The organism is Sorangium sp. So ce448 (genome assembly GCF_051520915.1).
Lineage (GTDB): Bacteria > Myxococcota_A > Polyangia > Polyangiales > Polyangiaceae > Sorangium > Sorangium cellulosum_B.
The window spans coordinates 10,985,030-11,009,310 of the sequence record NZ_CP150343.1 but is presented as its reverse complement, the minus strand read 5'-3'; the positions used below and the strand labels follow the sequence as shown (position 1 = coordinate 11,009,310).

At 71.7% G+C, this 24,281-nt stretch carries 14 protein-coding genes; 9 read left to right on the top strand and 5 right to left on the bottom strand.

Annotation, left to right across the window (positions count from 1 at the left end; genetic code table 11):
• Positions 1 to 536 precede the first annotated feature (536 nt).
• The gene (locus tag WMF45_RS41595) at positions 537 to 2,078 is read left to right on the top strand and encodes a hypothetical protein (protein WP_437711809.1); all 1,542 of its coding nucleotides are present in this window, start codon (positions 537 to 539) and stop codon (positions 2,076 to 2,078) included.
• 159 nt (positions 2,079 to 2,237) lie between these two features.
• Here WMF45_RS41595 and WMF45_RS41590 read toward each other — a convergent pair whose 3' ends face one another.
• Entirely contained in the window at positions 2,238 to 2,621 is a 384-nt protein-coding gene (locus WMF45_RS41590; RefSeq protein ID WP_437711807.1) for a hypothetical protein, read from the bottom strand.
• A 1,235-nt stretch (positions 2,622 to 3,856) separates the two neighbouring features.
• Here WMF45_RS41590 and WMF45_RS41585 point away from each other — a divergent pair.
• Positions 3,857 to 5,386, top strand: a complete 1,530-nt coding sequence (locus WMF45_RS41585; protein WP_437711805.1) for a hypothetical protein — start codon at positions 3,857 to 3,859, stop codon at positions 5,384 to 5,386.
• A 335-nt stretch (positions 5,387 to 5,721) separates the two neighbouring features.
• Here the strand turns inward: WMF45_RS41585 and WMF45_RS41580 are convergent, their stop codons facing one another.
• Entirely contained in the window at positions 5,722 to 8,208 is a 2,487-nt protein-coding gene (locus tag WMF45_RS41580) for a hypothetical protein (RefSeq protein WP_437711803.1), read from the bottom strand.
• Between the two features lie 531 nt (positions 8,209 to 8,739).
• Here WMF45_RS41580 and WMF45_RS41575 point away from each other — a divergent pair.
• Genes WMF45_RS41575 through WMF45_RS41560 form a run of 4 tightly spaced genes read left to right on the top strand, consistent with a single transcriptional unit; the run spans position 8,740 to position 17,504 of the window.
• Positions 8,740 to 10,473 (top strand): S53 family peptidase, encoded by a 1,734-nt coding sequence (locus WMF45_RS41575; RefSeq protein WP_437711801.1) that lies wholly within the window; start codon positions 8,740 to 8,742, stop codon positions 10,471 to 10,473.
• Between the two features lie 55 nt (positions 10,474 to 10,528).
• Positions 10,529 to 13,981 carry a poly-gamma-glutamate biosynthesis protein PgsC/CapC gene (locus tag WMF45_RS41570; RefSeq protein WP_437711799.1) on the top strand — a complete coding sequence of 1,151 codons (3,453 nt, stop codon included), beginning with the start codon at positions 10,529 to 10,531 and terminating at the stop codon, positions 13,979 to 13,981.
• Positions 13,978 to 16,719, top strand: coding sequence for a hypothetical protein (locus WMF45_RS41565; RefSeq protein ID WP_437711797.1), 2,742 nt, complete (start codon positions 13,978 to 13,980; stop codon positions 16,717 to 16,719). The genes WMF45_RS41570 and WMF45_RS41565 overlap by 4 nt, the downstream gene beginning before the upstream one ends.
• The gene (locus tag WMF45_RS41560) at positions 16,716 to 17,504 is read left to right on the top strand and encodes a hypothetical protein (protein WP_437711795.1); all 789 of its coding nucleotides are present in this window, start codon (positions 16,716 to 16,718) and stop codon (positions 17,502 to 17,504) included. The genes WMF45_RS41565 and WMF45_RS41560 overlap by 4 nt, the downstream gene beginning before the upstream one ends.
• Before the next feature lie 63 nt (positions 17,505 to 17,567).
• Here the strand turns inward: WMF45_RS41560 and WMF45_RS41555 are convergent, their stop codons facing one another.
• Positions 17,568 to 19,013 (bottom strand): hypothetical protein, encoded by a 1,446-nt coding sequence (locus WMF45_RS41555; RefSeq protein ID WP_437711793.1) that lies wholly within the window; start codon positions 19,011 to 19,013, stop codon positions 17,568 to 17,570.
• A 55-nt stretch (positions 19,014 to 19,068) separates the two neighbouring features.
• Between WMF45_RS41555 and WMF45_RS41550 the strand changes: the two genes are divergently transcribed.
• A complete protein-coding gene (locus tag WMF45_RS41550; protein ID WP_437711791.1) occupies positions 19,069 to 19,341 on the top strand; it encodes a hypothetical protein in 273 nt (90 codons plus the stop codon).
• A 138-nt stretch (positions 19,342 to 19,479) separates the two neighbouring features.
• Here WMF45_RS41550 and WMF45_RS41545 read toward each other — a convergent pair whose 3' ends face one another.
• Together WMF45_RS41545 and WMF45_RS41540 are read right to left on the bottom strand one after the other, a co-directional pair.
• Positions 19,480 to 20,121, bottom strand: a complete 642-nt coding sequence (locus WMF45_RS41545; protein ID WP_437711789.1) for a hypothetical protein — start codon at positions 20,119 to 20,121, stop codon at positions 19,480 to 19,482.
• Positions 20,118 to 21,455 (bottom strand): AAA family ATPase, encoded by a 1,338-nt coding sequence (locus WMF45_RS41540; protein ID WP_437711787.1) that lies wholly within the window; start codon positions 21,453 to 21,455, stop codon positions 20,118 to 20,120. The genes WMF45_RS41545 and WMF45_RS41540 overlap by 4 nt, the downstream gene beginning before the upstream one ends.
• 708 nt (positions 21,456 to 22,163) lie before the next feature.
• Between WMF45_RS41540 and WMF45_RS41535 the strand changes: the two genes are divergently transcribed.
• A complete protein-coding gene (locus WMF45_RS41535) occupies positions 22,164 to 23,243 on the top strand; it encodes a PEGA domain-containing protein (RefSeq protein WP_437711785.1) in 1,080 nt (359 codons plus the stop codon).
• Positions 23,244 to 23,293: 50 nt separating this feature from the next.
• Positions 23,294 to 24,118: a formylglycine-generating enzyme family protein gene (locus WMF45_RS41530; protein WP_437711783.1), complete on the top strand. Its 825-nt coding sequence runs from the start codon at positions 23,294 to 23,296 to the stop codon at positions 24,116 to 24,118.
• Positions 24,119 to 24,281: the final 163 nt, after the last annotated feature.

Genomic DNA, 24,281 nt, shown 5'->3' with positions numbered 1-24,281 from the left:
TGATCCTGCGGCGCTCGGCCAAGGGACCGCGGGGGCTCACGGCCTGATCTCTGTCGGCTGGCCCGTCTCGTCCGGACCAAAATGCGCCAGATGCGCCAAATTTGCTAAATGCAACTCGCTTACGAAATTGTGTTGTCGTAGTCGACGGACCCATATATAGATTCGATCGTGGGAGACCGCGCGTGCATGACGCTCCCGCGTCGCGGGGGTATCAGGGCGACGGCGGGCTCTCATGACCATTGGACCAGCCGCTCGGAGTTCGACCGCGCATGATCCTGCGGTGCCCGGCCCATGGGGACCGGGGACCGCGGGGGCTCACGGCCTGATCTCTGCGGCCTGGACCGTCTCGTCCGGACCAAAATGCGCCAAGCGCACCAAATGCAGCTCGCTTACTAAATTGTGTTGTCGTGGTCGACTGATTCGTCTATATATCTAATCGTGGGGGACTGCGCGCGCATGACGCTCCCGCGTCGCGGGAGTATCAGGGCGACGGTGGGCTCTCATGACCATTGAACCATTGGCGGAGGGTGCGATTTATGGACAAGTACATTCGATATGCTCTATCGACCCTGCTCGTGGCTACGTCGCTGGGCGTGGCGGGAACAGCGCATGCCTACGTGACCATCACGGGGGATGTGTCGCCCGGAAGCCCGAGCGACCCGTGGGATCTGGGGTCGAGCGTCCTCCGCGTGGGCGGCGCGAGCAACCCCTGGGAGCCTACCCACAATAACGGGGAGGTGATCGTCGCGAGCGGCGGGCAGCTGTTCAGCGCGGGCGCGTTGCTAGGAAATGATCGCAGCGGCACAGTTCAGGTCATCGGGTACGGCTCGACGTGGACCAACAGCGGATCCATCCAGCTCTGCGTCAAGGGCCACAATTGTCAGGGGCTGCTCGTCGTCCGGAACGGCGCCGAGGTGCTCACCGATGATCTTGTGGTGGGTAATCGAAGCGCCGAGAGCTATGGTGGCGACGTGCTCGTCGAAGGGTATGACGCCACCCTGACGAGCCAGGTGAATACGTACATCGGCCTCAGCGCGCGCGGTCGGGTAGATATCAAGCAAGGGGGGAGCTTCTTCTCGAACAATGTCTACATCGGCGGCGGCAGCGGCGCGTCGGGCTGCTCGAGCTGCAACGGCCACGTGACCGTGACCGGCTCCGCGACGAGGTGGGTGAGCACGGGAGAATTCATCTTGGGCGTGAACAGCCTGGGCACGCTGGACATCGACCGGGCCGAGGTCTTCACGAACAATGCGAGGATCGGTCGCAGGGAGACCCTGTTGAGAAGCAAGGCCAGCGTGCACGGTTGGGGTGGTACGTGGACCAACCAGGGGCTCTTTCGCGTGGGGACGGTGGAAGGAAGTGGCGAGCTCACCATCGGGGCGTACGGGACCCTCGTGACGGAAGATACCGAGATCCATTCCGAGCTTGGCCACGCCTTCATCAAGGTGAATGACGTCTACGCGTCATGGCTCAACAGCGGCGACGTCACCGTCTTTGCCAGCGGCAATGCGTCTCCGTCGATCGTGGTCGGCAAGGGCGCCTTCGTGAGCATCGACGGCCTCCTCCGGACCGCGCCGAAGGCCGTCGGCCTCTATCCCTACCTGGGGCCCTCCGTGCGCATCGAGGACGGCGACCTCATCGCGGGCGCCATGGAGGTCGAAGAGGGCGACCTCGACTTCGCCGGCGGGCGCCTCGAAACCGGCAGCTTCGTGGGCGATCTCGCCAACATGCAGTCCGGCGAGCTCTCGGTCGGAGAGGCTCACCCGGCGACGGACATCGTCGGCGGCTACAGCCAGGGACCGGGGGCCACCCTGAGGATCGTCGTCGGGGGATCGAGCCCCTCGCCGCTCCTCCAGGTCGACGGGGACCTCCTCGTCGATGGGGCGCTGGAGGTCGTGCCGGCCGACGGCTCCGCGTCGTTCCAGGTCGGGGACACCGTTGCGCTGCTCGGCTGGGGCGGCGGCCTCGCGGGGACGTTCGCCGCCGTGAACATCGCCCTGCCGCTCGCCCCAGGCCTCGCCTGGGACACCTCGGCTCTCTACACCACCGGCGAGATCACCGTCGTGCCCGCGACCTGATCGCGCCACGCCGGGCGCTCACACCCCCTCCTCGCCCCGGACCAGCGCCCGAGCGGCGTTGTCCGAGGTGACGAAGCGATCTCGTCAGCCCGGCCCCACCTCCTCGGGCGGCGCGCTCCCGCGCCGCCCCCGAGTGCTCGTCCCCCCCGGCACCCGCCCCTACTTCGGCCCCGCCCTGCCGATCGCGATCACGTTCTGCTGCGCGGCCGGCTTGCCGCCCTCGTTCGCGGACACGAACGCGCGCGGGTGCGCCCTGAGGAGCGTCACGGTGAGCGTGATGCCCCAGCCGTCGTTGGTCTTGAGCTCCGCGTGACCGTGGCTGTCCTCGACCGCCACGATCAGCCGGCCGAGCGGCTCCAGACCAGCCGGGGCGGAGCCAGGGGCGGTGAGCACGCGCTGGAGCGCCGACTCGGGCAGCCCCAGGCCGAAGCCGACGTCCAGGATCGACAGCTGCACGCCCTGGGGCGCCTCGCGCACCGACACCACCGGGCCATGGCCAGGGAGCCCTCGGCCCGCGACGTCGGTGAGGAACGCCTCGAGCACCTGCTCGAGCTCGCCGCGGTGCCCGAGGGCGTGAATGTCTCGGCTGCGCGCGGCACCGGAGGGACACGCACCGTATCGATTCGTGGTGCCCGGCGGGGACCCTCGGGCATCGCCTGGGATTGAGGAGATCGCGATGGGTCGCAGCCGATTCCGCTGGCAGCGCGATCGATCGGGCCGGCCGATTCGCGCTGGAAGCGCTGTTGATAGACAGGAGCAGGGCGGGGGCGCGCGCGGCGCGCGGTGCGACATCCGGGGGGCTTCGCCCCGGCTGCGCGGCGATGGGTGGATGGGTGGACGGGTGGATGGGTGGATGGGTGGTGGGGTGCTTTGGCCGATGGTGGGGTCTCTGGAACCGCCAAGCGCGCCAAGCACGGCAAGCAAAGCACAAAGATCTTGGCGTCTTGTGGCGCCTTGGCGGCTCTCTCATTCCGGCGATCCTGCGGTGCCCGGTCACGGGATCGCGGGGCTCACGGCCTCCTCTCTGCGGCCCTCTGCGGCATGAACCATCCCGTCCCGACTAAAATGCGACGACTTATTAAATTGTGTTGCCATAGTCGACTGACGCAGATACAGAGTTAATCGTGGGAGACCGCGCGTGCATGACGCTCCCGCGTCGCGGAGGCATCACGGCGACGGCGGACTCTCATGACCATTGGACCAGTCGCTCGGAGTCCGACCGCGCTTGATGCTGCGGTGCTCGGCCATGGGAACCGCGGAGGCTCACGGCCTGCTCTCTGCGGCCTGGACCATCTCGTCCGGACCAAAATGCGCCCGATGCGCCCGATGCGCCCGATGCGCCCGATGCACCCGATGGGCAAAATGCAACTCGATTACTAAATTGTGTTGTCGTAGTCGACGGGACCACATATAAAGTCAATCGTGGGAGGCCGCGCGTGCATGACGCTCCCGCGTCGCGGGGGTATCCGTGCGACGGCGGACTCTCATGACCATTGGACCAGTCGCTCGGAGTCCGACCGCGCCTGATTCTGCGGTGCCCGGCCACGGGAACCGCGGTGTCTCACGGCCTGCTCTCTGCGGCCTGGGCCATCTTGTTCGGGCCATCTTGTCCGGACCAAAATGCGCTGGTTTACTAAATAGTGTTGTCGTTGGTCGACTGATTCATCTGTATATCTAATCTTGGGGGACTGCGTGCGCATGACGCTCCCGCGTCGCGGGGGTATCCGTGCAACGGTGGGCTCTCATGACCATTGAACCATTGGCGGAGGGTACGATTCATGGACAAGCACATTCAATATGCTCTATCGGCCCTGCTCGCGGCTGCGTCGCTGGGCATGGCGGGAACGGCTCATGCATACGTGACCATCACGGGGGATGTATTGCCCAATAACCCGAGTGATCCGTGGGATCTGGGGTCGAGTGTTCTCCGGGTGGGCGGCGCGAGCAACCCCTGGGAGTCCACGTTCACCAGCGGAGAGGTGAGCGTCGTGAGCGGCGGGCAGCTGTTCAGCGCGGGCGCATTGCTAGGAAATGATCGCGGCGGCACAGTTCAGGTCATCGGGTACGGCTCGAAGTGGACCAACAGCGGATCCATCCGGATCTGCGTCGGTGGTGATGATTGTCATGGGCTGGTCGTCGTCCAGAACGGCGCCGAGGTGCTCACCGACGAACTCGTGGTGGGCTATCGCTCCTCCATGAACCATGGGGTCCTGCGCGTCGAAGGGTATGACGCCACCGTGACGAGCCTGGGGGATACGTACGTCGGCCTCCGGGCGCAGGGCCGCGTCGAGCTCAAGCAAGGGGCCAGCTTCTTCTCGAACAACGTATACATCGGCGGTGGGCAGGGCTGCTCGATCTGCAACGGCCAGGTGACCGTGGCAGGCTCCGGGACGAAGTGGGTGAGCACAGGAGAGTTCGTCGTGGGTGCGCACAGCCTGGGCACGCTGGACATCGACCGGGCCGAGGTCTCCACGATCAACGCCAGGCTCGGTTACCGGGATGCTCTGTTGAGACCCAAGGCCAGCGTGAGCGGTTGGGGTGGTACGTGGACCAACCAGGGGCTCTTTCGCGTGGGGACGGTGCAAGGGAACGGCGAGCTCACCATCGGGGCGTACGGGACCCTCGTGACGGAAGATACCGAGATCCATTCCGAGCTTGGCGGGGCCTTCATCAAGGTGAATGACGTCTACTCGTCATGGCTCAACAGCGGCGACGTCACCGTCTTTGCCAGCGGCAATCGGTCTCCGTCGATGGTGGTCGGCAAGGACGCCTTCGTGAGCATCGACGGCCTCCTCCGGACCGCGCCGAGGGCCGTCGGCCTCTATCCCTACCTGGGGCCCTCCGTGCGCATCGAGGACGGCGACCTCATCGCGGGCGCCATGGAGATCGAGGCGGGAGACCTCGACTTCGCCGGCGGGCGCCTCGAAACCGGCAGCTTCGTGGGAGATCTCGCCAACATGCAGTCCGGCGAGCTCTCGGTCGGAGAGGCTCACCCGGCGACGGTCGTCGTCGGCAGCTACAGCCAGGGGCCGGAGGCCGCCCTGAGGATCGTCGTCGGGGGATCGAGCCCCTCGCCGCTCCTCCAGGTCGACGGTGACCTCCTCGTCGATGGGGCGCTGGAGGTCGTGCCGGCCGACGGCTCCGCGTCGTTCCAGGTCGGGGACACCGTTGCCCTGCTCGGCTGGGGCGGTGGCCTCGCGGGGACGTTCGCCGCCGTGAACATCGCCGTGCCGCTCGCCCCAGGGCTCGCGTGGGACACCTCGGCGCTCTACACCACCGGCGAGATCACCGTCGTGCCCGCGACCTGATCGCGCCACGCCGGGCCCTCACGCCCCCTCCTCGCCCCGGACCAGCGCCCGAGCGGCGTTGTCCGAGGCGACGAAGCGATCTCGTCAGCCCGGCCCCACCTCCTCGGGCGGCGCGCTCCCGCGCCGCCCCCGTGTGCTCGTCCCCCCCCCGGCGCCCGCCCCTACCACTACTGCGGGAAGTTGCCCCGGATCGGCAGAAAAACCGCCAAGGCGCCGAGGCCGCCAAGGAGAGAGAGGACGTGCCGTCCCGGCATTTTCCCCTTCCATTTCCCAGGTTTCTTGGCGCCCTCGGCGCCTTGGCGGTTCACTTCCCCGTCCAACTTCCCGCAGTAGTGCTACTTCGGCCCCGCCCTGCCGATCGCGATGACGTTCTGCTGCGCGGCCGGCTTGCCGCCCTCGTTCGCGGACACGAACGCGCGGGGGTGCGCCCTGAGGAGCGTCACGGTGAGCGTGATGCCCCAGCCGTCGTTCGTCTTGAGCTCGGCGTGACCGTGGCTGTCCTCGACCGCCACGATCAGCCGGCCGAGCGGCTCCAGGCCGGCCGGCGCGGAGCCAGGGGCGGTGAGCACGCGCTGGAGCGCCGACTCGGGCAGCCCCAGGCCGAAGCCGACGTCCAGGATCGACAGCTGCACACCCTGGGGCGCCTCGCGCACCGACACCACGGGGCCGTGGCCAGGGAGCCCGCGGCCCGCGACGTCGGTCAGGAACGCCTCGAGCACCTGCTCGAGCTCGCCGCGGTGCCCGAGGGCGTGCGTGGCGCCGCGGATCGGCTCGAGCCGCACGGCCCGGCCCGTCGCGCGCGCGGCGCTCGCGACGGCATCGGCCACGACGTCGCCGAGCTGGAAGGCGCAGAGCGGATCGGCGGCGTCGCGCACCGCGAGCGGCCGCACGTTGTCGGACACGGGGGCCGCCTGCTGGACGGGGATGAGCGCGGCGACGTAGCCCGCGATCCACGAGGAGCCGTCGGACTCGCGCCGCAGCGGGCGCACCGAGAGCACGGCCGGCTCGGGCGCGCTGACGCTCAGCTCGATGCCGTCGTCGCTCGCCATCACGCTGGAGAGCGACACGGCGGCGTCGCTCGCGGCCGTGGCGCCGAGGACGTCGCCCAGCGTGAGCGAGCCGGGCGGGAGCGCCGCGCTCGCGCTCTCCGCGGGCACCGTGACGTCGCGCGCCCGCAGCCACTTCGCGAACTCCGGCGCCACGAAGCGGACGTCGCCGAAGGCGTCGGCGTACAGCAGCCCGACCGGCGCGCTCCGCAGCATCGAGCCGAAGAGCTGGAGGTCGTCGAGCGCGACGCGCGCGCCCTCGACCAGATCGTCCTCCGGCGAGCCGCCGCCGCGCGCCTCGCCCGCGCCGGCCTGCGCCGTGCGCGCGAGGCGCTTCCTGCGCAGGAGCAGCGCGAGCTCGCGGCCGACGTGCTCGGCCCGCTCCGGCTCGCGCGAGAACGTCTGCTCGGCGACCGGGCCGCAGAAGAACACGTACCCCTCGATCTCGCCGAACGCGATGAGCGGGACCACGACCGCCGGCATGTCCTGCTTCGCCAGGAACCGGCGCGAGAGGCGGATCGCCGGCACGCCCTGCTCGCTGCTGTACGGGGGGCGGCGGACGTCGCGGCGGAGCTCGGCGACGAGGCTCTCGCCGCCGCCCTGCCTGTCGTTCCAGAACCGGAGGTGCCAGCTCCCCGCGGGCAGCTCCGCGACGAGCACGAGATCGGCCGGGTGCGCCTGCTCCGCGAGGCGCGCCACGCGCGGCCAGAACTCCTCGTCCGGCAGCGTGTGGACGCCCTGCATGCGGAACAGCGCGGCGCGCTGGATGAGCTCCGCGGCGCGATCGACGGAGCGCTGGACGACGAGCCCGCGCACGATCATGACCCCCGCGAACGCGACAGCGAGGCCGAACAGCGCGCTCGGCAGCGCGATGAGGCTCGCCTCGGCCCGCGCGGCGAGCACGCCCTGCCCCGCCGCGAGCGCGAACACGCCGAGGAACAGCGCGGCCGTGGCGACCAGGCTCCCGTAGCGGCGGCGCGCGGTCCTCACGAGCCCGCCCGCGAGCAGCACGAACAGCGCCGGCACCCACGCCGGCGCCGAGGCGCGCCGGCCGCCGTCGAGCAGCCCGCCGAGCACCGCGGCGACGCCCCTCGCCGGCGGCAGCGCCGACGTCGCGACCGCCTGGGGAGCAACGCCGCCGGCGCCCACCGCGACCACGGCGACGCGGCCCTCGAGCGCGCTCGCGGGGACCTGGCCGTCCGCGAGATCGCGCAGGCTGACCGCCGGGACGCTCTGCGGCGCCTTCTTGAGCACCCAGGGCGCCGCCGAGACGCCGAGCGCGCCGAGCTCGGGCGCGCGCTCCCCCGCCGCGAGCGGGAAGAAGCCGACGACATCGCCGCCGCTCAGGCGGAGCAGCTCGGGCGGCATCCGGACGACCGGCGCGGCGCCCGCGGCGCTCGTGGCGCCCCCGCGGCTCGGGGCGCCGCCGCCGCAGAACGCGTCGGCCGGGGGGATCAGCAGCGCGCCGCGCGCGCGCCCGCGCTCGAGGAGCCCCGGGAGCGAGCGCTCGCAGAGCCCTTCGCGCAGCGCCTCGGGCGAGGCCGTGACGAGCAGCACCTGCGCGGACGGCGCGGCGTCGGCGAGCGCGGACGCGGTGAGGCCGCGCGCCACGTAGTCGAGCCGATCGAGCGGCGCCACGGCGGCGATCAGCGCCCCCGCGACGATCGAGAGCACGTCAGGCGTGAGCCACCCGAAGCGCATCGCCTCCGCCTGCGCGGCCATCCGGCGCGGGATGCGAAAGGGCTTGGGGATCCGCGGACGGTAAGTCTTCGCCATAATCGCTGAAGGCCGCGGCCCTCGAGGGGGGCGCGGGACGCCCCGGGCAGCCTGAGCGTCGCATCGTGGTCGAATCAATACAATTGTCCACCCGGGTCCGCCGCGCCAAAAACATCGGCTGTGCGACGAGAAGGTCGCTCCCCAGGGCCCCAGGCGCAGCCGTCGCGCCCGCCTCTATCGTCCTCCGGCGCGCCGCGATCTCCGGCCTGGCCGCGGCGCCGCGGTGAGCCCCGGGCCGCGGCGCCGCGGTGAGCCCCGGGCCGCGGCGCCGCGGCGAAGCGGTCCGCGACAGGGTGCGACGTGGTGCTCCCAACGCTCCGCCGACGCGCGTTGTGTTGCGGGCGGCGCACGTGTGATGCGACGTCAGCGCGCTGTGACGATTCGGCTGGATCGGCCTGTCGGAAGGGGTTTGAATCCTTGGTGCCTATGCGCCGTGCTTCACCTGTGCTTCGTGCCGCGCCCGTCCTTGGTCTGCTCAGCTTGGTCAGCAGCGTGGCCTTCTCGGCCTCTGGCTGTGGCTGCGAGTCGGCTGTGCAGATCGCAGATTCTTCGGGCAGCGGGGGCGCCGGCGGCGGGGGCGCCGGCGGCGCGACCGGGAGCGGCGGCGGCGCGGCCGGGAGCGGCGGCGGCGGCGGCGGCGCGGCCGAGGCCGGCGGCGGTGGGGCGGGCGGCGCCGGCGGGGAGGAGCTGCCGGACGAGCTGCCCGACTTCACCGAGGAGGAGCGTGAGCCCACCGAGGCCACCGACGGCATCCCGAGCCCGCTGCCGGGCGTGTACACCGACAAGGGCGTGGCCGGGGGCGACGAGGTGGTCCGCGCGCTGGTGGGCTTCCCCATCCGCAACTCGGGGCTGCTCGAGCAGCGGATCGCCGAGATCTACGACCCGACGAGCCCGCGGTTCCGCCAGTACCTCACCCGGGACGAGTGGATCGCGGCGTACGCGCCGCGGGAGCTCGACGTGCACCTCGTGAAGCTCTGGCTCGAGGAGCAGGGGATGCAGGTGAACTTCACGGCCACGAACCGGCTGCTGATCCAGTTCACCGGCACGGTGAGCCAGTTCAACGAGACCTTCGACACGGAGCTCCGGGTCTTCGAGCGGGAGAACCCTCAGGCGGGGAATCCGCCCTTCGACGTCTTCGGCTCCCTCGGCCAGCTCACCGTGCCGACGTGGGTGTCCGATCGCACGACCGGCATCATCACCGCGGATCTCGCGGCGAGCACCCGGGCGCTCCCGGGCGAGGCCGGGGAGATCGCGCCGGAGCCGCCGCCCGGCGTCGAGGGGGGGCTGACCCCCGCGCTGATCGCGGGCGCGTACGACATCGACGATCTCTACGAGCTCGGGTTCACGGGCGAGGGCGTGAAGCTCGGGGTCACGATCGGCGCGACCTTCAAGTACAAGGACCTGCAGTCGTTCTGGCGGGCGCTCGGCGTGGAGCGGGCGAACCCCGAGGTCGTCCAGACGATGGAGCCGGTCGCGACGCGCTACGTGGAGTCGACGCTCGACGTGGCGTGGTCGGGCGGCCTCGCGCCGGGCGCGGACCTCGTGGTGTACCAGGGCCCCGACGCGCGCAACACGTCGATGGTCTACACGTTCAACGAGGCCATCGGCCGCGGCGAGGTGTCGGTCATCACGGACTCGTTCGCCCACCGCGAGGACTCCGAGCCGCCGGCCGTGCGGCTCCAGTACCACCGCTCGGCGCAGATGGCCGCGGCGCTCGGGATCACCGTGGTCGCGGCGACCGGCGACTCGGCGCAGACCGACACGCCCTCGGCGAGCCCGTACGTGACCGGGGTCGGCGGGACGTCGCTCTGGCTCGACGACGACGGCGAGGTCGAGGACGAGCTCGCCTGGTCCGGCTCCGGCTCCGGCCCGACGCTCTCGTTCCCGATCCCCTCCTGGCAGGTCGGGGTCGTCGAGGGGTCCGGCGGCAAGCGGGCGGTCGCGGACGTCGCCATGCACGCCGCGCCCTCGCCGAGGCCGTACTGGGTCTACTACCTCGGCGAGTGGCGGACGTACGGGGGGACGTCGTTCTCGGCGCCCGCGTTCGCGGGGCTCATCGCCGTGGTGAACAGCTACCGCGCCGCGCAGGGCCTGCCGCGCGCCGGGTTCCTCAACTCGATCCTCTATACGACCCCCGCGGTGCAGGCGACGTTCCGCGACGTCGTGCGCGGCCAGACGGAGTTCTTTGCCGCGGGGCCCGGCTGGGACTACCCGACGGGCTGGGGCGCGCCGAGCGCGATCGGCCTGGCCACCACGCTGCCGTAGCGCGCCCGCGCCGGGCGTCGGCGCGCGCCGTCCCGCCCCGCCGACGTCCCGCCGCATGCTCGAGAACCTGCCGCTCTTTCCCCCGAACGGGCTCGATCGGAGCCTCCACACCGCGGTCCTGATCGGCCTCGTCTTCGGGACGTTCTTCACCGAGACGCTCGGCTGGACGTACGCGGGGCTCGTCGTGCCCGGCTACCTCGCGACGGTGTTCTTCGCGGCCCCGGTCACCGCGGTGTTCATCATCGCGGAGTCGATCGTGACGTACCTGTTCGTCGCGCTGATCGGCCGCTGGATCACGCGGACGGGCGCGTGGTCCACGGCGTTCGGGCGCGAGCGGTTCTACCTGTTCATCGTCGGCGCGGTGATCGTGCGGCTCTTCGTCGAGGGCTTCGTCGTGCCCGAGGTCTCGGCGCGCTACGACTTCGTGCACTCGCGGGAGCTCTACAGCATCGGGCTCGTGCTGGTGCCGCTCATCGCGAACGCCTTCTGGAACAGCGGCTTCCTGCGCGCGGCGCCGCGGCTCGGGGTCGTCACGGCGCTGACGGCGCTCGTGCTCGGCGTGCTGCTCCGGACGACGAACCTCTCGGTCTCGCGCTTCCAGGTGCTCAACGAGAGCCTGTCGCTCGAGTTCCTCGAGCTGCCGAAGGCCCACATCATCCTGGTCATCGGCGCGCTGCTCGGCGCGCGCAACAACGTCCGCTACGGGTGGGACTACAACGGCATCCTCGTGCCCGGCCTGCTCGCCGTGGCGTGGTACGAGCCGACGAAGCTGCTCACGACGACGATCGAGGCGCTCGTCGTCTTCTACCTCTCGCGCTGGATCACCTCGGTCCGCCCGTTCTCGCGGATGCTGCTCGTGGGGCCGCGGCGGATGATCTTCGTGTACGTGCTCGGCTTCGTCGTGAAGATGGCGATCGGCTTCGCCATGGTGCGGTACGCGCCGGGGCTGCAGATGGTCGACTACTTCGGCTTCGGTTACCTGCTCCCGAGCCTGCTCGCCGTGAAGATGTGGAACAAGGAGCACGTCGGCATCGTGATCATGCCGACCATCCAGGTGTCGCTCACCGCGTTCCTCGTCGGCAACGGCGTCGGCTACGCGCTCGTTGCGCTCGGCTGGGGCGGCGCGCCGCCGCCGCCCGCGGCCGCGGCGAGGCCGGTGCCGCGCATCGAGAGCGCCGCGCTGTCGCTCGTGCTGGCGGACACGGCGCCCCGGCCCGGCCCGCGCCCGAGGGCGGCAGCGATCGCCGCCGACATCGAGTCGCGGCGGATCGCCCACCGGCTCGCGCGCAGCGTGCTGCGCGACGGGCGGCCGGCGGACGAGCTGCTCGGCGCGGCGGAGCGCGCGCGGGTGTCGGTGGTGCGGGAGGGCGACGGCGAGCGGCCGTGGTACGTTCTGAGCCCGCGGTTCGACGATCCGGACGACACGCCGAGCGCGCCGCGGGCGGCGATCCGCAAGCGCGTCGGCCGGAGCCCGACGTCCGCGCCCGAGTGGCTGGTGCTGGCCGCGCCCACCGAGCTCGGCTCGGCGCTGCCGGCGGTGGCGCTCCGGGTCGCGGAGCTGCTCGACGCGGCGGGGGTCGTGGTCCTGTCGCGCCACGGGGCGATCCGGCGCCACGACGAGGCGTTCGTGGCGGCGATGATCGACGCCATGGAGAGCCCCCAGGTGCTCCTCGTCGAGCCGGGCGGCGGCGACGGGCCGGAGCTCAGCGTGGTCGGCTCGCCGGCGGGGCTGCCCGTCGTGTCGATCGGCCTGGGGCTCGGCGCCGAGACGGCGATGACGTTCCGCCCGGCGGCGGAGCCGTCCACGCCCCTCGGCGACGCGCCGCGCCTGCACGTGCCGCGCGAGGTCGCCGAGGCGGTCGGCGCGCGCTCGCTCGGCGCGCCGGAGGCCGTGCGCTGGACCGGGACGCTGGAGGAGGAGCTCGCGAAGCGGATGGTGTCCTTGACGGAGGTCCAGCCGGGCCGCTTCCGTCCGCCGTCGCTCGAGGAGCTCAGGCTGTTCGACGCCGTGGTGGCGCCGCGGCTGATCGCGGCGGCGACGCGCCCCGACGGCGCGTCCGGCGCGGCGCCGCCGACCGCGTGGGAGCGGGCGATCCTCGGGCGCCTCGGCTTCCGCGAGGTGCGCATCGGCGGCACCGACGCGGCGCCGGCGGCGTGGGGCATCGCGGAGCCCGGGCCGGCCGAGGGCGGCCCGGAGCGGCGCGGGAACCCGGCGTGGCTCGTGCTGGCGCATGCGTCGGCGTCGCCCCCTGCGGCGTCGACGAGCGCCATCTTGCCCGCGCCGCCCTCGACGGAGGCGGTCAGGTCGCCGCTGACGGGCGCGATGCTCGTCGAGGTGCCCGCGCCGCGGTGGCAGATCGGGGCGTTCGGCGCGGGGCTCGCGCTCGCCGACGCGCTCTCGGCGCAGTCGCTGCTGCTCGCCGGGGCGGTGCCCACGGCGGAGCCGGGCGGGGCCGCCGACGTGCGGCGCGCCGAGGGGCTGCGCAGCTACTTCCAGCGGGCGCACGAGGTCTGGGTCGGGGACGGCGGCAACGCGCTGTCGGTGCAGGCGATCGAGGCGGATCGGACCTACGAGCGGGACGCGGTGATCTCGTTCGGGTACGAGGTCGTGCGGCCGGGGCACGTGCCGACGTTCGCGGGGCCGCTGCTGGAGACGCTGCGCGATCTCGAGCTGCGCGTCGGGATCTTCGACGGCACGCGCGAGCAGGTGCCGTTCAGCGGCGCGACGGACATGGCGATGGCCTACGCGAAGCGGTTCGCCGAGGGGCGGTTCGCGATCGTGTACCTGGGCAGCGCGATCCGGCGCTTCTTCGAGCTCCGGCGCTTCGTGGAGCCGGGGCAGGGGGAGACGCGCCTCGAGGCGCGGCTCGCGCGGCTCGGCGTGACGCCCGAGCCGATCGACGTGGCCGCGCGCGCTCAGGCGCTGGCGTCGTGCGCGGGGAGCGCCGGCGCAGGCGCGAGCGGGGACGAGCTCTGCCCGACCCGGGCGGTGACCGCGGCGTGCGATCTCTCCGCCGCGATAGAGCCCTTCCGGCGCTACACGACGGAGCGGAACCCGTATTACCTGAAGGCGCACTTTGCGACGCAGGCGGCGCCGACGGCTGGACCGGCGAAGGCGGACGCGCCGCGGGCGGGCGTGGCAGACGCGACGCGGGCCGGGTCGGACGCGTCGCGGGCGGCGGTGGCGGTGGCGCCTCGGGCTGGGCTGGCGGCCGCGGCGCGCGCCGCGGCGGCGGCCGCGCTGCGCGGGAGCGCCCCGGCCGCGCCGCGGCGCGAGGCGCAATGCCATGTGGAGATCGGGCGCGACGTGATCACGGGGCGCCCGTGGGTCATCGCGGCGCGGCCGGGGGAGGCGCAGCTGCTGCCGATCGACGGCGCGCTCATCGCGGTGCCGGGCGCGGCCGTGCCCGGCGGTTCGCGGCTGCGGCGCGCTGTCACCATCGGCACGAGCGCGCTCCGGGTCGATGCGGCCGGGCCCGGGGCGGCGCCGCAGCAGGGGGCCCCGTGACCGCCCCGGCGAAGCGCCGCGCGCCGGCGGGCCACGAGGCGGCCGCGCCGGCGCGCTCCCACGCGGCGCGGCCGCCGTCGCGGGCGCGCCTGGCGACGGCGGGGTTCCGCGCCCGCGACGGCGCGCCGCGCAGGGCGCTGAACCCGCGGTGGCTGATCGCGATGGCGCTGCTCGGGGTGACGGCGTTCGCGTTATCGCAGCTGTCGAGCGCGCCGCCGCTGGGCAGCGCGCTGCCGGCCGAGGACGAGATCCTCGCCTACCACATCGAGCCGGAGCGGGACCTCGTGATCAAGGTCCCGGCCGAGATCGACGCGGTGGAGGTGACGACCTGGGGGAGCGTGAGGGCCGACGCCTGCGACTCGGCGCGGCGCTACCCGTACGGGTTCATCGCGGCGTTCGTGAACGAGCGCGGGGAGGAGGTCGCGCGGCACGCGATCGATCTGGAGAGCCGGGTCAGCTGCGATCCGGATCGTCCGCTCGGCGAGGGCGAGTACGCGGCGCGGCTCGCGAGCGGCGGGGGCGCGGTGACGGATCCGCGCTCGACGCTGCTCATCACGCACGACGTGCTCCCGCAGGGCGGGCAGGTGCGGCTCCGGGCGAAGCCCGCGGTGGCGAGCGACGGCGGCGACGGCGCGCGCGCGCCGAGCGAGCTGACGATCCTGTCCCGGCTCGAAGGGCGCTACCAGCGCAGCGAGGCGTCGCGCGCGGTCTACGAGCAGAGCCTCGACGCGGAGGAGCGGCGGCAGCTCGGGCTCCGGGCGTCGGCGCTCGGCTTCGCCGACCTGCCGGAGCCGGCGCGGAAGGAGCTGCTCCGGGGCTGGGCGCGGCGGCTCGAGGCGGGGGGCCGCGAGGGGATCGACTACGAGATGTCGCGCCTGCTCTTGCGGCGGTTCCGGATGCCGTACCCGCGCGCCGAGGGGCGCGGCGCGTCCGAGTTCGTGATCGGCGAGCGCCGCGCGGCCGCGCTGAACTTCCGCGGCCCGCTGTCGCTCGACATCGAGGGCCCGCCGGGCCGCGCGGTGCGGGTCGCCGACGGCGTGAGCGGGTCGGCGAGCGTCGCGCTCGGCCCGCTCGGGAGGGCCACGGTGCGGCTCCTGCGGGAGGACATCCGGACGGTGGTGATCGACGGCGTCGGCCCGGATTTCGGCGTGCGGTTCGGCGCGCCGGAGGCGCAGGCGATGCAGCAGATCGGCGAGATCGTCCACCCGGCGATGCCCTTGCCCGCGGGCGAGGGGGGCCCCGGCGCCGCGCCGGGGGCGCTCCCGCCGGGGGCCGCCGCGGAGCCGCCCGCGGCGCGGGCGGAGGCGGCTCCGGCGCGGCTGCAGACGCCGCCGGACGTGCGGATCGTGCGCTACCTGGCGCTGGATCCGAGCGACCCGGTGATCGCGCGGATGGCGCCCGGGCAAGAGCTGCTCGGGCTGCTGTTCCGGACGCAGATCGACGCGAGCGGGGGCGCGAACCAGGGCGACGCGACGGTGGTGGCGCGGTGGGGTCCTGGGCCGTCCGAGCGGGCCGAGCTCAAGGTGACGCTCCCGCGCTCGCGGTTCGAGTGGTGGAACGAGGGGTTCGACGCGTCCGAGCCGCGGCTCGCGATCCTCCGGCCGCCGGCGGGGGTGGAGCGGATCGAGATCACGGGCGACGCGAGGACGCGCCTGCGGCTGCGCGCGATCGAGCCGGGCGTGAACGAGACGCTGTACCGGCTGCCGTACCGGGTCACGCTGGCCGAGGACGAGACGTGGCGCTACGCGCCGTTCGACGTGAGCACGTGGACAGACGTCCGGGCGTTCAACCTCGACGATCTGGAGCGGAAGGAGCGCTTCTCGGATCTGCGCGAGCAGGTGCGGATCGAGCGGGCGGGGGAGGGCGGGAGGTCGAACGCGGATCGGCCGGAGCGGGTGCTCGTCCCGGAGCACGCGCCGGTGCGCCGGCGGCTGCTGATGCCGGCGTGGCAGTCGGCGGGGGAGCCGTCGCCGGGCGACGCGTGGACGCCGCTGCTCGTGGCGAAGGACGTGCGGGTGGACGGGGCGGGGGCGCGGGCCGGGCGGCTGTCGGTGATCTACCGGGCCGCGCGCGCGTCGCTCGGCAAGGAGGTGGCGGTGCGCGTCGACGGCGAGGTGGCGCTGAAGGAGCCGATCGTGGCGCTGTCGGGGTCGCTGCGGGTGGCGGCGCCGGCGGGCGCGCGGCGGGTCGAGGTCGAGGGGCTGGGCGAGACGGGGGTGGCGTACACGGACGCGCCGCCGGCGAACGGGGGGGCGATCGTGCGCCGGCGCGACGTGTTCGAGCTGACGCGCGCCCGACCGATGACGTACGAGTTCGAGCAGGAGGCGGGCGAGACGCTGCACCTGGTGCTGTTCGTTGTGACGCCCGGGGAGAACGCGGACTACCGGATCCGGTACCGCCTCGACGGGGCGAAGCCGGCGTCGCGGGAGGCGGCGTTCTTCCGGCGGGTGACGATCCCGGACGGCGTGCTGGCGGGCCGCGGCGGCGACCTGACGCGCGCGACGCTGTGGGAGGCGGCGACGGAGAAGCGCGGCACGGACGGGGTGGGGCGCGCGGTGATCCGGCTGGGCGACGATCTGGAGCCCGGGGAGCGGGCGGTGCGGCTGTCGCTGCTGGGGGCGCAGCCGGGCGACACGGGGGAGCCGGCGAAGGCGGTCTGGGTCGGGGCGGTGCTGGTCGGGCAGAAGGCGCCGGGGCGGGACGACGGGCCGAGGCTGTGGGTGGAGGACGATCCTTGAGGACGGTCCGGGTGAAGCGTGGCGCCGCGCCTCGGCTCGTCATCGCTGCGCTCGTCGTGGGGCATCTCGGCTGCCGCAGGTCAACCACGGCGCCGGCGGGGGAAGAGGCTCAGGGCGATTCGGTGACGGCGGTGCCCTCTGGCGTGTCCCCGCCTGCGGTTGCATCGGGCAAGCCCGAACCGGCGTCCCCGCCTGCGGTTGCCTCGGGCAAGCTCGAACCGGCGTCCCCGCCTCCGTTCGACGTCGACGCATGGCTGGCCGCCCGCGGCCTCACGTGGCAGCCCGACAAGAGCTGCTGGTCGAGCGTACCGGTCGCGGGTGCTCCGCTTCTCAATGCGTGCACTTGTAATCGCGCCCTGCAGATGCCGGACGAGCCGCGCGAGGTCCTCGTCTGCACGGTGGGGCGCGACCAGCCCGTGTCCGCTGCGTTCCCGTTCATCGAGCACACGGTGCTTTACGTGGCTCACGGTCGCGGTTTGCGCCCTGTGCTCGATATCCGCACCGCGGCGTCGATCGAGGAATGCCCGCCCAATGTCTCCGGCTGCCGCGCGGAGATCGCTCCCGTGGTTGACGGCGACGCCATCCGCTTCGCGGACGCACCGCGACCGTCGGGGGTGATCGCGCCGACCTGTGCCGATGCGATCGCGTCGGTCGAGGGGGACATGCGCAAGTTACCGGAGGCGAAGCGCGGTCCGCTTCGCCAGGTGCTCGCTGGTTATCGGCAGATCTGCGGCGCTCGTGGGCGTTACCACTGGAGAAAGGGAGCGTTTCGTCGCACCCCATGAGGCGCCGCGCGCCAGCGGAGCCAGGATCGAAGGGCGTCCTCTGTCGTGCACTGGGCGTCGCGTTCAGGCGACCTGGAAAAGAGAGTCTTCCAGGAACCTCGAAAGGAACGTCTTCGCGAAGGGGCCGGGAAGAGCGACGTAGCCGCCGAAGATCGTGAACTGGTGCCGAGTGTCTGCGTGTGCACGCATGTCCTCGCGGTCCTTGAGGACATGATCCCAGAGAGGGTTCATGTCCTTCCGGTAGCCCTGCTCGCTCTCGGGGAGCGCCGAGACACGGGGTAGCGGTGCTGTTGTGCCGCTCGTGGTCTGAATCGTCCGATACGTTGCTTGATGATATACGACATTGAGCCCGCTGCCCGCCATGCGGAGTCGTGCTTCCGGCCGCGAAGCGGCCCGTTGCGCCGCGATAGGGCCGAAATTCTTCGCTCCCAGGCAATCGAAGGCATACACCTCGTCGACGCGGCCGATGTTCGCTGCGAGGGCGGGGTACATCGCGCCGCCGCCAAGGCTGAACCCAGAAATTCCGAGCCGGCCGAGACGAACATTGCCCGTGTTCCGGCAGATGCGCTGCGTGGTCCAGAGGAACCGGATGGCCGCCTCGCACAGAGAAGGCAGCGATGCACTGGTCGCAGCGCCGTAGCCAGAGCCGCTCTGCCATGGATGAAGCATGACCACTGTCGCGTCCGCGTGGAGTTTGAGCAGCGCCTCACCGCCTGCGTGCAGCGACCAGGGCCCCGAAGCGTCCGTGAGCGACAGATGGCCCCAGCGGATCGCCTGACCGAACACGTCGGTGCGCGTGACGATCATCAGGTGCTGGCGTGCGCCGTCAGGCAAAGATATCGACTCTATCGCCTTCGAGAGCGTGCGGACGTGCCAGTCATCGCCTCGCGGAAGCGGCCTCACGCGGCGCGGCTTCTGTTCCTGTCTTTCTAGCCGACGCTGCAGCTCGTCTACGCTCTCGATCGACGCACGACCCATCCCGACAGGCGCATTCTCAACCCGCGCGATGCCCTGTGCGTTCGTCGTTTTCGTGATCGAGCCGGCCGGTGTGGACATCCCGATGGTTATGCCGGCAAGAGGCGTATCCAGCTCGTCGACTAACTGGATCTCATAGAACGACAGAGCATCGTCAGGTTCCACTTTCCCCTTCGACGGGGGTGGTGGCGTGCGCATGTCCTGCGTCGCGGTTCCAACCGCGAGCTTGTCGAAGGGATTGAGCTCGATCCCGACGATCACGCCGAAACGGATCAACGCACCGATCCTCTCTCGCAGTAACTCGCGTTCGCCGTCCAACGAGCGCGGAACGTGTGCGTACATGGCATCTCGAGCGAGCAGCAAGGTCATGAGTTCGCGACGTGCGCAAGGATCGAACAGCCAACGCGTCTCCAGCAGAAATTCGAGAAGTTGGGGCGGGACGGCTGCGCTCGTAGGCTCGTTATACAGCTGGTACCAGACGAGCTCGATGTCGCAGCCCAGCCCGGGTAGCCGCAGACGTCCAAAGTAGGACATCTCTTCACGATAGCGGTGCCCTGCGCATCCAGCCAGCGTAATCCGAGCGCCCGGCGTGCTGGCGGGCCGCGGCGGCGATCTGACGCGCGCGACGCTGTGGGAGGCGGCGACGGAGAAGCGCGGCACGGACGGGGTGGGGCGCGCGGTGATCCGGCTGGGCGACGATCTGGAGCCCGGGGAGCGGGCGGTGCGGCTGTCGCTGCTGGGGGCGCAGCCGGGCGACATGGGGGAGCCGGCGAAGGCGGTCTGGGTCGGGGCGGTGCTGGTCGGGCAGAAGGCGCCGGGGCGGGACGACGGGCCGAGGCTGTGGGTGGAGGACGATCCGTGAGGAGGAGCGGGGGGCGCCGTAGCGCTCGGCTGCCGCACCCGTGAGGCGCCGCGCACGGGGCGTCACGTTCAAGGCGAGCTGGAGAGTGAGTCTTCCAGGGACCTCGGCGGTGGCGCTGTCGTACCGCTCGCGGCTCGATCAGGCGTGCGCGGCTCGAGGCCGCGCAGCCGCGAGAATCGCCTCGGCGAGCTGCTCCTCGAACCGGCGGAACGCAGGCAGTCGGCGTAGCGTCCGAGGGTCGATGTTGGCGCCGAAGAAATCGTAGAGATCGGCGCCGCAGAGGCGACCGCCGCCGCTCGCCGTGAGGACCTCTTCCAGCGCACGCTTTGGATCGAGCACGCTCTCTGGATCCGCCGGTAACAGAAGCGGCGACATCGGCGGCAGCAGCTTCTGGAACGGCAGCGCGTCGACGAGGAGCCATGCCTCGATCTCGCGCACAGGAACGCACGCTGCGGCCGCCAGATCGGCAAACTCTGTCCGGGCCAGCTCCAGCCCCGGCTCGATCTGCTCGCGCTGTGTCCGCTCGGAATCGCCCGATCCATCCGAGTGGATGACGAAGAGCGTACATTGATCCCAGTACGCGCGAATGGAAGCCGCGATCCGGACGTCGCGCCGCCGTGACGTGCGGGCCGGGGCGTCGATGCCCACGCTCGGGCCGATCATGGGAACCTCGGGAAGCACCTTGGCGGCGAGCGCGGGGATCAGCTGATCGAGGAGCGGCAGTAGCAACGCATAGTCGGTTTTTCCCTCGGCGAAGAGCCCTGCACACAGATACGTCATGCCTCCGCGAGCTCCGCGGGGCTGGCTGTCTCCAGGATGCGCCGGAGCTCTGCTGTTGAGATATACCGTTCGCGATCGATGACACCCACAGGCGCAACCCTGCGTACCCGTGTATGCCGGAGCCCGCTGCCCAGCCGCACCAGGTCGAGCGCCATGATGCACTCTGGGTGATCCATCAGGGCCGCGAGGACGACTGGAGAGTGGCTGGTGATCAGCACCTGCGCCGTGCCAGCGGCAGCCGATTCGGTGTCGCTGGCGACGGGGCGCTGCGTCGCCTCCAGGATCCGCTCGATGAGCGTCCTTACGCGCGCAGGGTGGAGCCCGTTCTCCGGCTCTTCGATCGCGATCAACGCGCTCGAGGCGTCTGCGCGGAGCGCTGTCGAGAGCGCCAGGATGCGCAGCGTCCCGTCGGAGAGGACACGCGAGGGGAGGCGCTGGCCATCGGACGTTTCCATCTGCACGACGAGCGTGTCGCCCTCGACGACGACCTCGAAGGTGCGGACTCCAGGTACGAGGCTCGCGACGTCCGCCCGGATCTCGGCGATCGCGCCGGGGCTCTGCGCCGCCAGCGTAGCCGCCAGGTTGGCGCCGTCCGTTGAGAGCCTCGCTGGTGCGCCAGGCTCGCTCGGCTCGCGGATCCGTTGGGCTTCCAGGTGCAGGACGCGCAGGCCGCTGAGCTCCTCGGCGACGGCGCGCAGGTGCGGCGAGCGAGCCTGCATCTCCGGCTCCGAGAGAAACGTTGCCTCGGGAACGTACTGCACGGTCGCTGTCATCGAGAACTGGGACGCGCTCGGATCGGCCACGGTCAGATCCTGCTCGTACTCCACGAGCGCGCCGCCATCTCCATGGCGTAGGCGCGACGCAAAGGCGGGATGGCGCCTCAGCCATGTATCCTCATCCGACGTCATCGACCGCAGCACCTCGCGAACGACCGTCAGACGCTCTCTCATGGAGCTGAGCTGCTGAAGCTCGATGTTCACCTCATAACGGAGCCGCGTCGCCTGGAGCGGTACGTCGCGCAGGCCGACCCTCACCGCGGAACGCGGCAGGATCACCTCGATCGCGAGCGCCATGCTGGCGAGGGCGCCGAATCCGCGTGCGACCGTCGTGGTCGGCTCTTCGTCCCGGCGACGGAACTGCTCGCGGATGCGCCCTCTCCCCTCTCCGACGGCTGCGGCGAGCGGGCTGCCCGCGAGCCGCGCAAGCAGCGACAGCGCGTCGAGCAGGTTCGATTTTCCGGCTCCGTTCGGGCCGATCAGAACGGAGAACGGCTCGAGATCGAGGGCGAAGCCCTGAAAAGACTTGAACCCGTCTATCTCGATGCGGGTGATCATCTCCGGCGCCCTTGTGGCAGAGCCTACAGCACATGAGTCCCGCGGGCCAGCGGTTCTCGGGGCTGAGCAGCCCACGGGAAGCGGGCGGCGCCAGCGGCTCGTGCCGGTGCGGTGTCGCCGAAGTCAAACCGAGCCGGCGCCTGGCTCAAGGGCGTGCGACCGGCCTGCCGAGAGCAACCGCGTCGGCTGACCACTCGGCCGGCAGCTGCTCGCAGCGGATGGCCAGGCGTTCTTCCGGCGGGTGATGATCCCGCACGGCGTGCTCGCGGTCGTGGCGGTGACCCGACGCGCGCAACGTTCTGGGAGGTCGCGACGGAGCGTCGGGGCATTGCTGGAGAACGATGATCCGCTTCAGCTCGAGGGAGCGCTGACCTTCGAACGCCCGGTAATCCATGCAGGTGCGCAGCCAAGTGGGTTATCTGAAAGCGTTTATCGCCGACGGGAACGAAATGGCGCAGTGCCGACTCGCGCACGCCTCCGTTGTCGCCATGGTCGCAGCTGCCGAAGTCCGCCCCACCTCAGTGTGCACGCACCGCGCGCCGCACAGCTACGTGGGAGCTACGTCGAGCGGTGCGGATCGCATCGGAAGGGGCTCTCCTCGTCAAGCCGAACCATGCGCATGCTCACTGATGGGTTGGTCGTGCGGCCCTTTTTGTTGTAGGGTCTCCCCGCGCGCCCCCGTGGCTCGCTGCAGCGGAACGAGCACACATGGCGGAAACGACGACGAGCCCGCTCGGGAAATGCCTTGTTGCGGTGCCCATCCTTCGCCTCGCGGACACCCGTCGTGGCGCCAGCCGCGCGCGCGCCTTCGCCGGCCTCGCGTCTGCTGTCGCGGTCGCGCTCGGCGGCGCGGCGGCGCACGCGCAGGGGCCGGCGCGCGACCCGGTGGCCGCGGAGGCGCTCTTCAAGGCCGCGCGCGCGCTCGTCGACAAGGGGGACGACGCGGCGGGGTGCCCGAAGTTCGAGGCGAGCCTCGCGCTCAACCCCTCGGCGAGCACCCAGATCAACATCGCGCGTTGCCGCGAGCGCGAGGGCAAGCTCGCGACGGCCTGGCATGACTACCATCGGGCCCTCGTCCTGAACCGCGAGACGGCCGGGGAGCAGCGGCGGCGAAGCCTGGAGGAGGTCGCGAACAAGGGGATCGCGGCCCTCGAGCCGCGCGTGCCGAAGCTCGTGATCGTGGTCAAGGGCGCGCCCGCCGGCATGGAGGTGCTGCGCGACGGCACGGCGCTCCCGGCGGCCGCGCTCGGAGAGCCCCTGCCGGTCGATCCCGGCCCGCACGAGATCCGCGCGAGCGCCCCCGGGCACCAGGCAGAGACCCGCGCGATCACGCTCGCGGAGGGCGAGACGACGACGGTCGAGCTCACGCTGCGACCCGCGGCCGCGGCCGCGGCCAGCGCCGCGACGCCGTCCACCAAGGCGAACGAAGCGCGAGGCGGGGGCACCCCGACCTGGGCCTGGATCTCCGGAGCCGCCGGGATCGCCCTCGCCGGCGCGTCGGTCGGGTTCCTGATCGACGATCTCTCCGCGATCAGCGCATTGGGCGAGAACTGCCGCGATGTCGCCGGCGGGACGTACTGCGACCCCGGCTATGACTTCGCGGCCGACAATGCGCGCAAGAACCGCGATTTCGGCCTCTTCGTCGGCCTGGGCGCCGCGGGGCTCGTCGCGGTGGGGGTGGCGGCCTATGGGATCGTCCGGTCGGGCGGCGAAGAGGCGCCGGCGGCCGTCGCGCTCCCGTGGATCGCGCCGTCCGGCGCCGGCGCCAGCATCTCCGGGAGCTTCTGATGCGAACGGGCGAGACAAGACGCGTGGTGTCCTTCAGGGCTCTCTCAGCGATGGTGATCCCGCTGGTCGCGGCGAGCGCGTGCATCCCTGACGTGGAGCCCACGGAGGGCGTGGTGGTGGGCGGCCAGTTCAACCGCCTGAACGACGCGCGTTATCCGGCCACGGTCGCCGATTTCCAGCTCGATCGCTTCGAGGCGACGGTGGGCCGGTTCCGGCAGTTCGTCGCGGGGTACCCGGCGACAAAGCCGAAGGCGGGGGCGGGCGCTCATCCGCTCATCGAGGGCAGCGGCTGGGACCCGGCGTGGGATGCGAGCTTGCCCGCGGGGCAGGACGAATTGCGGGCCTCGCTGCAATGCGACGCCAACTTCCGGACGTGGACCGATGAGCCCGCCGGTAACGAGGCGGCGCCGATCAACTGCGTGAGCTGGTATCTCGCGTTCGCGTTCTGCGCATGGGACGAGGGCCGGCTGCCCACGGAGGCGGAGTGGAACTACGCCGCGGTCGGGGGGAGCGAGCAGCGCGCCTATCCGTGGGGAGACGAGGCCCCGAGCCAGGATCTGGCGGTGTTCGGCTGCGACTCCACGACGACGGTGTGCCCGATCCCGTCCGTCGGGTCGAAATCCCCTGCGGGCGACGGGAAATGGGGACACGCCGACCTGGCGGGCAGTTTGTTCGAATGGGTCCTCGATTATCACGCCGATCTGACGGCGACGTGCATCAACTGCGCGGCGCTCACCGATGGAGGATTCGGAAGGGGCTCCCGCGGAGGGGCGTTCTCGCACACCGAGGAGACGCTCAGCCCGACGTACCGTATCGGCGAGCTGCCGGAGAGGACGCTGTCTTTCTACGGGTTCCGCTGCGCGCGGGGCGAGTAGGGCGGCGACACGACGGCGGCGCCGAGGCCTGTGGTGCCGTCGACTCGATGGCTTTCAGGAACCGTTTCCGGTGCACCGGAGCGGTAGGACCGGTCGGCCGGGAGCGTTTCCGGTGTCCTGCGGGCGGTCGGACCGGTGCCCGGCAACGCAGGCCCCTCGCCGA

Excerpts from the sequence above, each read along its gene's own strand:
- WMF45_RS41595 (WP_437711809.1), top strand. The coding sequence starts at position 537 with ATGGACAAGTACATTCGATATGCTCTATCGACCCTGCTCGTGGCTACG.
- WMF45_RS41585 (WP_437711805.1), top strand. The coding sequence starts at position 3,857 with ATGGACAAGCACATTCAATATGCTCTATCGGCCCTGCTCGCGGCTGCG.
- WMF45_RS41580 (WP_437711803.1), bottom strand. The coding sequence starts at position 8,208 with ATGGCGAAGACTTACCGTCCGCGGATCCCCAAGCCCTTTCGCATCCCG.
- WMF45_RS41570 (WP_437711799.1), top strand. The coding sequence starts at position 10,529 with ATGCTCGAGAACCTGCCGCTCTTTCCCCCGAACGGGCTCGATCGGAGC.
- WMF45_RS41555 (WP_437711793.1), bottom strand. The coding sequence starts at position 19,013 with ATGTCCTACTTTGGACGTCTGCGGCTACCCGGGCTGGGCTGCGACATC.
- WMF45_RS41545 (WP_437711789.1), bottom strand. The coding sequence starts at position 20,121 with ATGACGTATCTGTGTGCAGGGCTCTTCGCCGAGGGAAAAACCGACTAT.
- WMF45_RS41540 (WP_437711787.1), bottom strand. The coding sequence starts at position 21,455 with ATGATCACCCGCATCGAGATAGACGGGTTCAAGTCTTTTCAGGGCTTC.
- WMF45_RS41535 (WP_437711785.1), top strand. The coding sequence starts at position 22,164 with ATGGCGGAAACGACGACGAGCCCGCTCGGGAAATGCCTTGTTGCGGTG.
- WMF45_RS41530 (WP_437711783.1), top strand. The coding sequence starts at position 23,294 with ATGGTGATCCCGCTGGTCGCGGCGAGCGCGTGCATCCCTGACGTGGAG.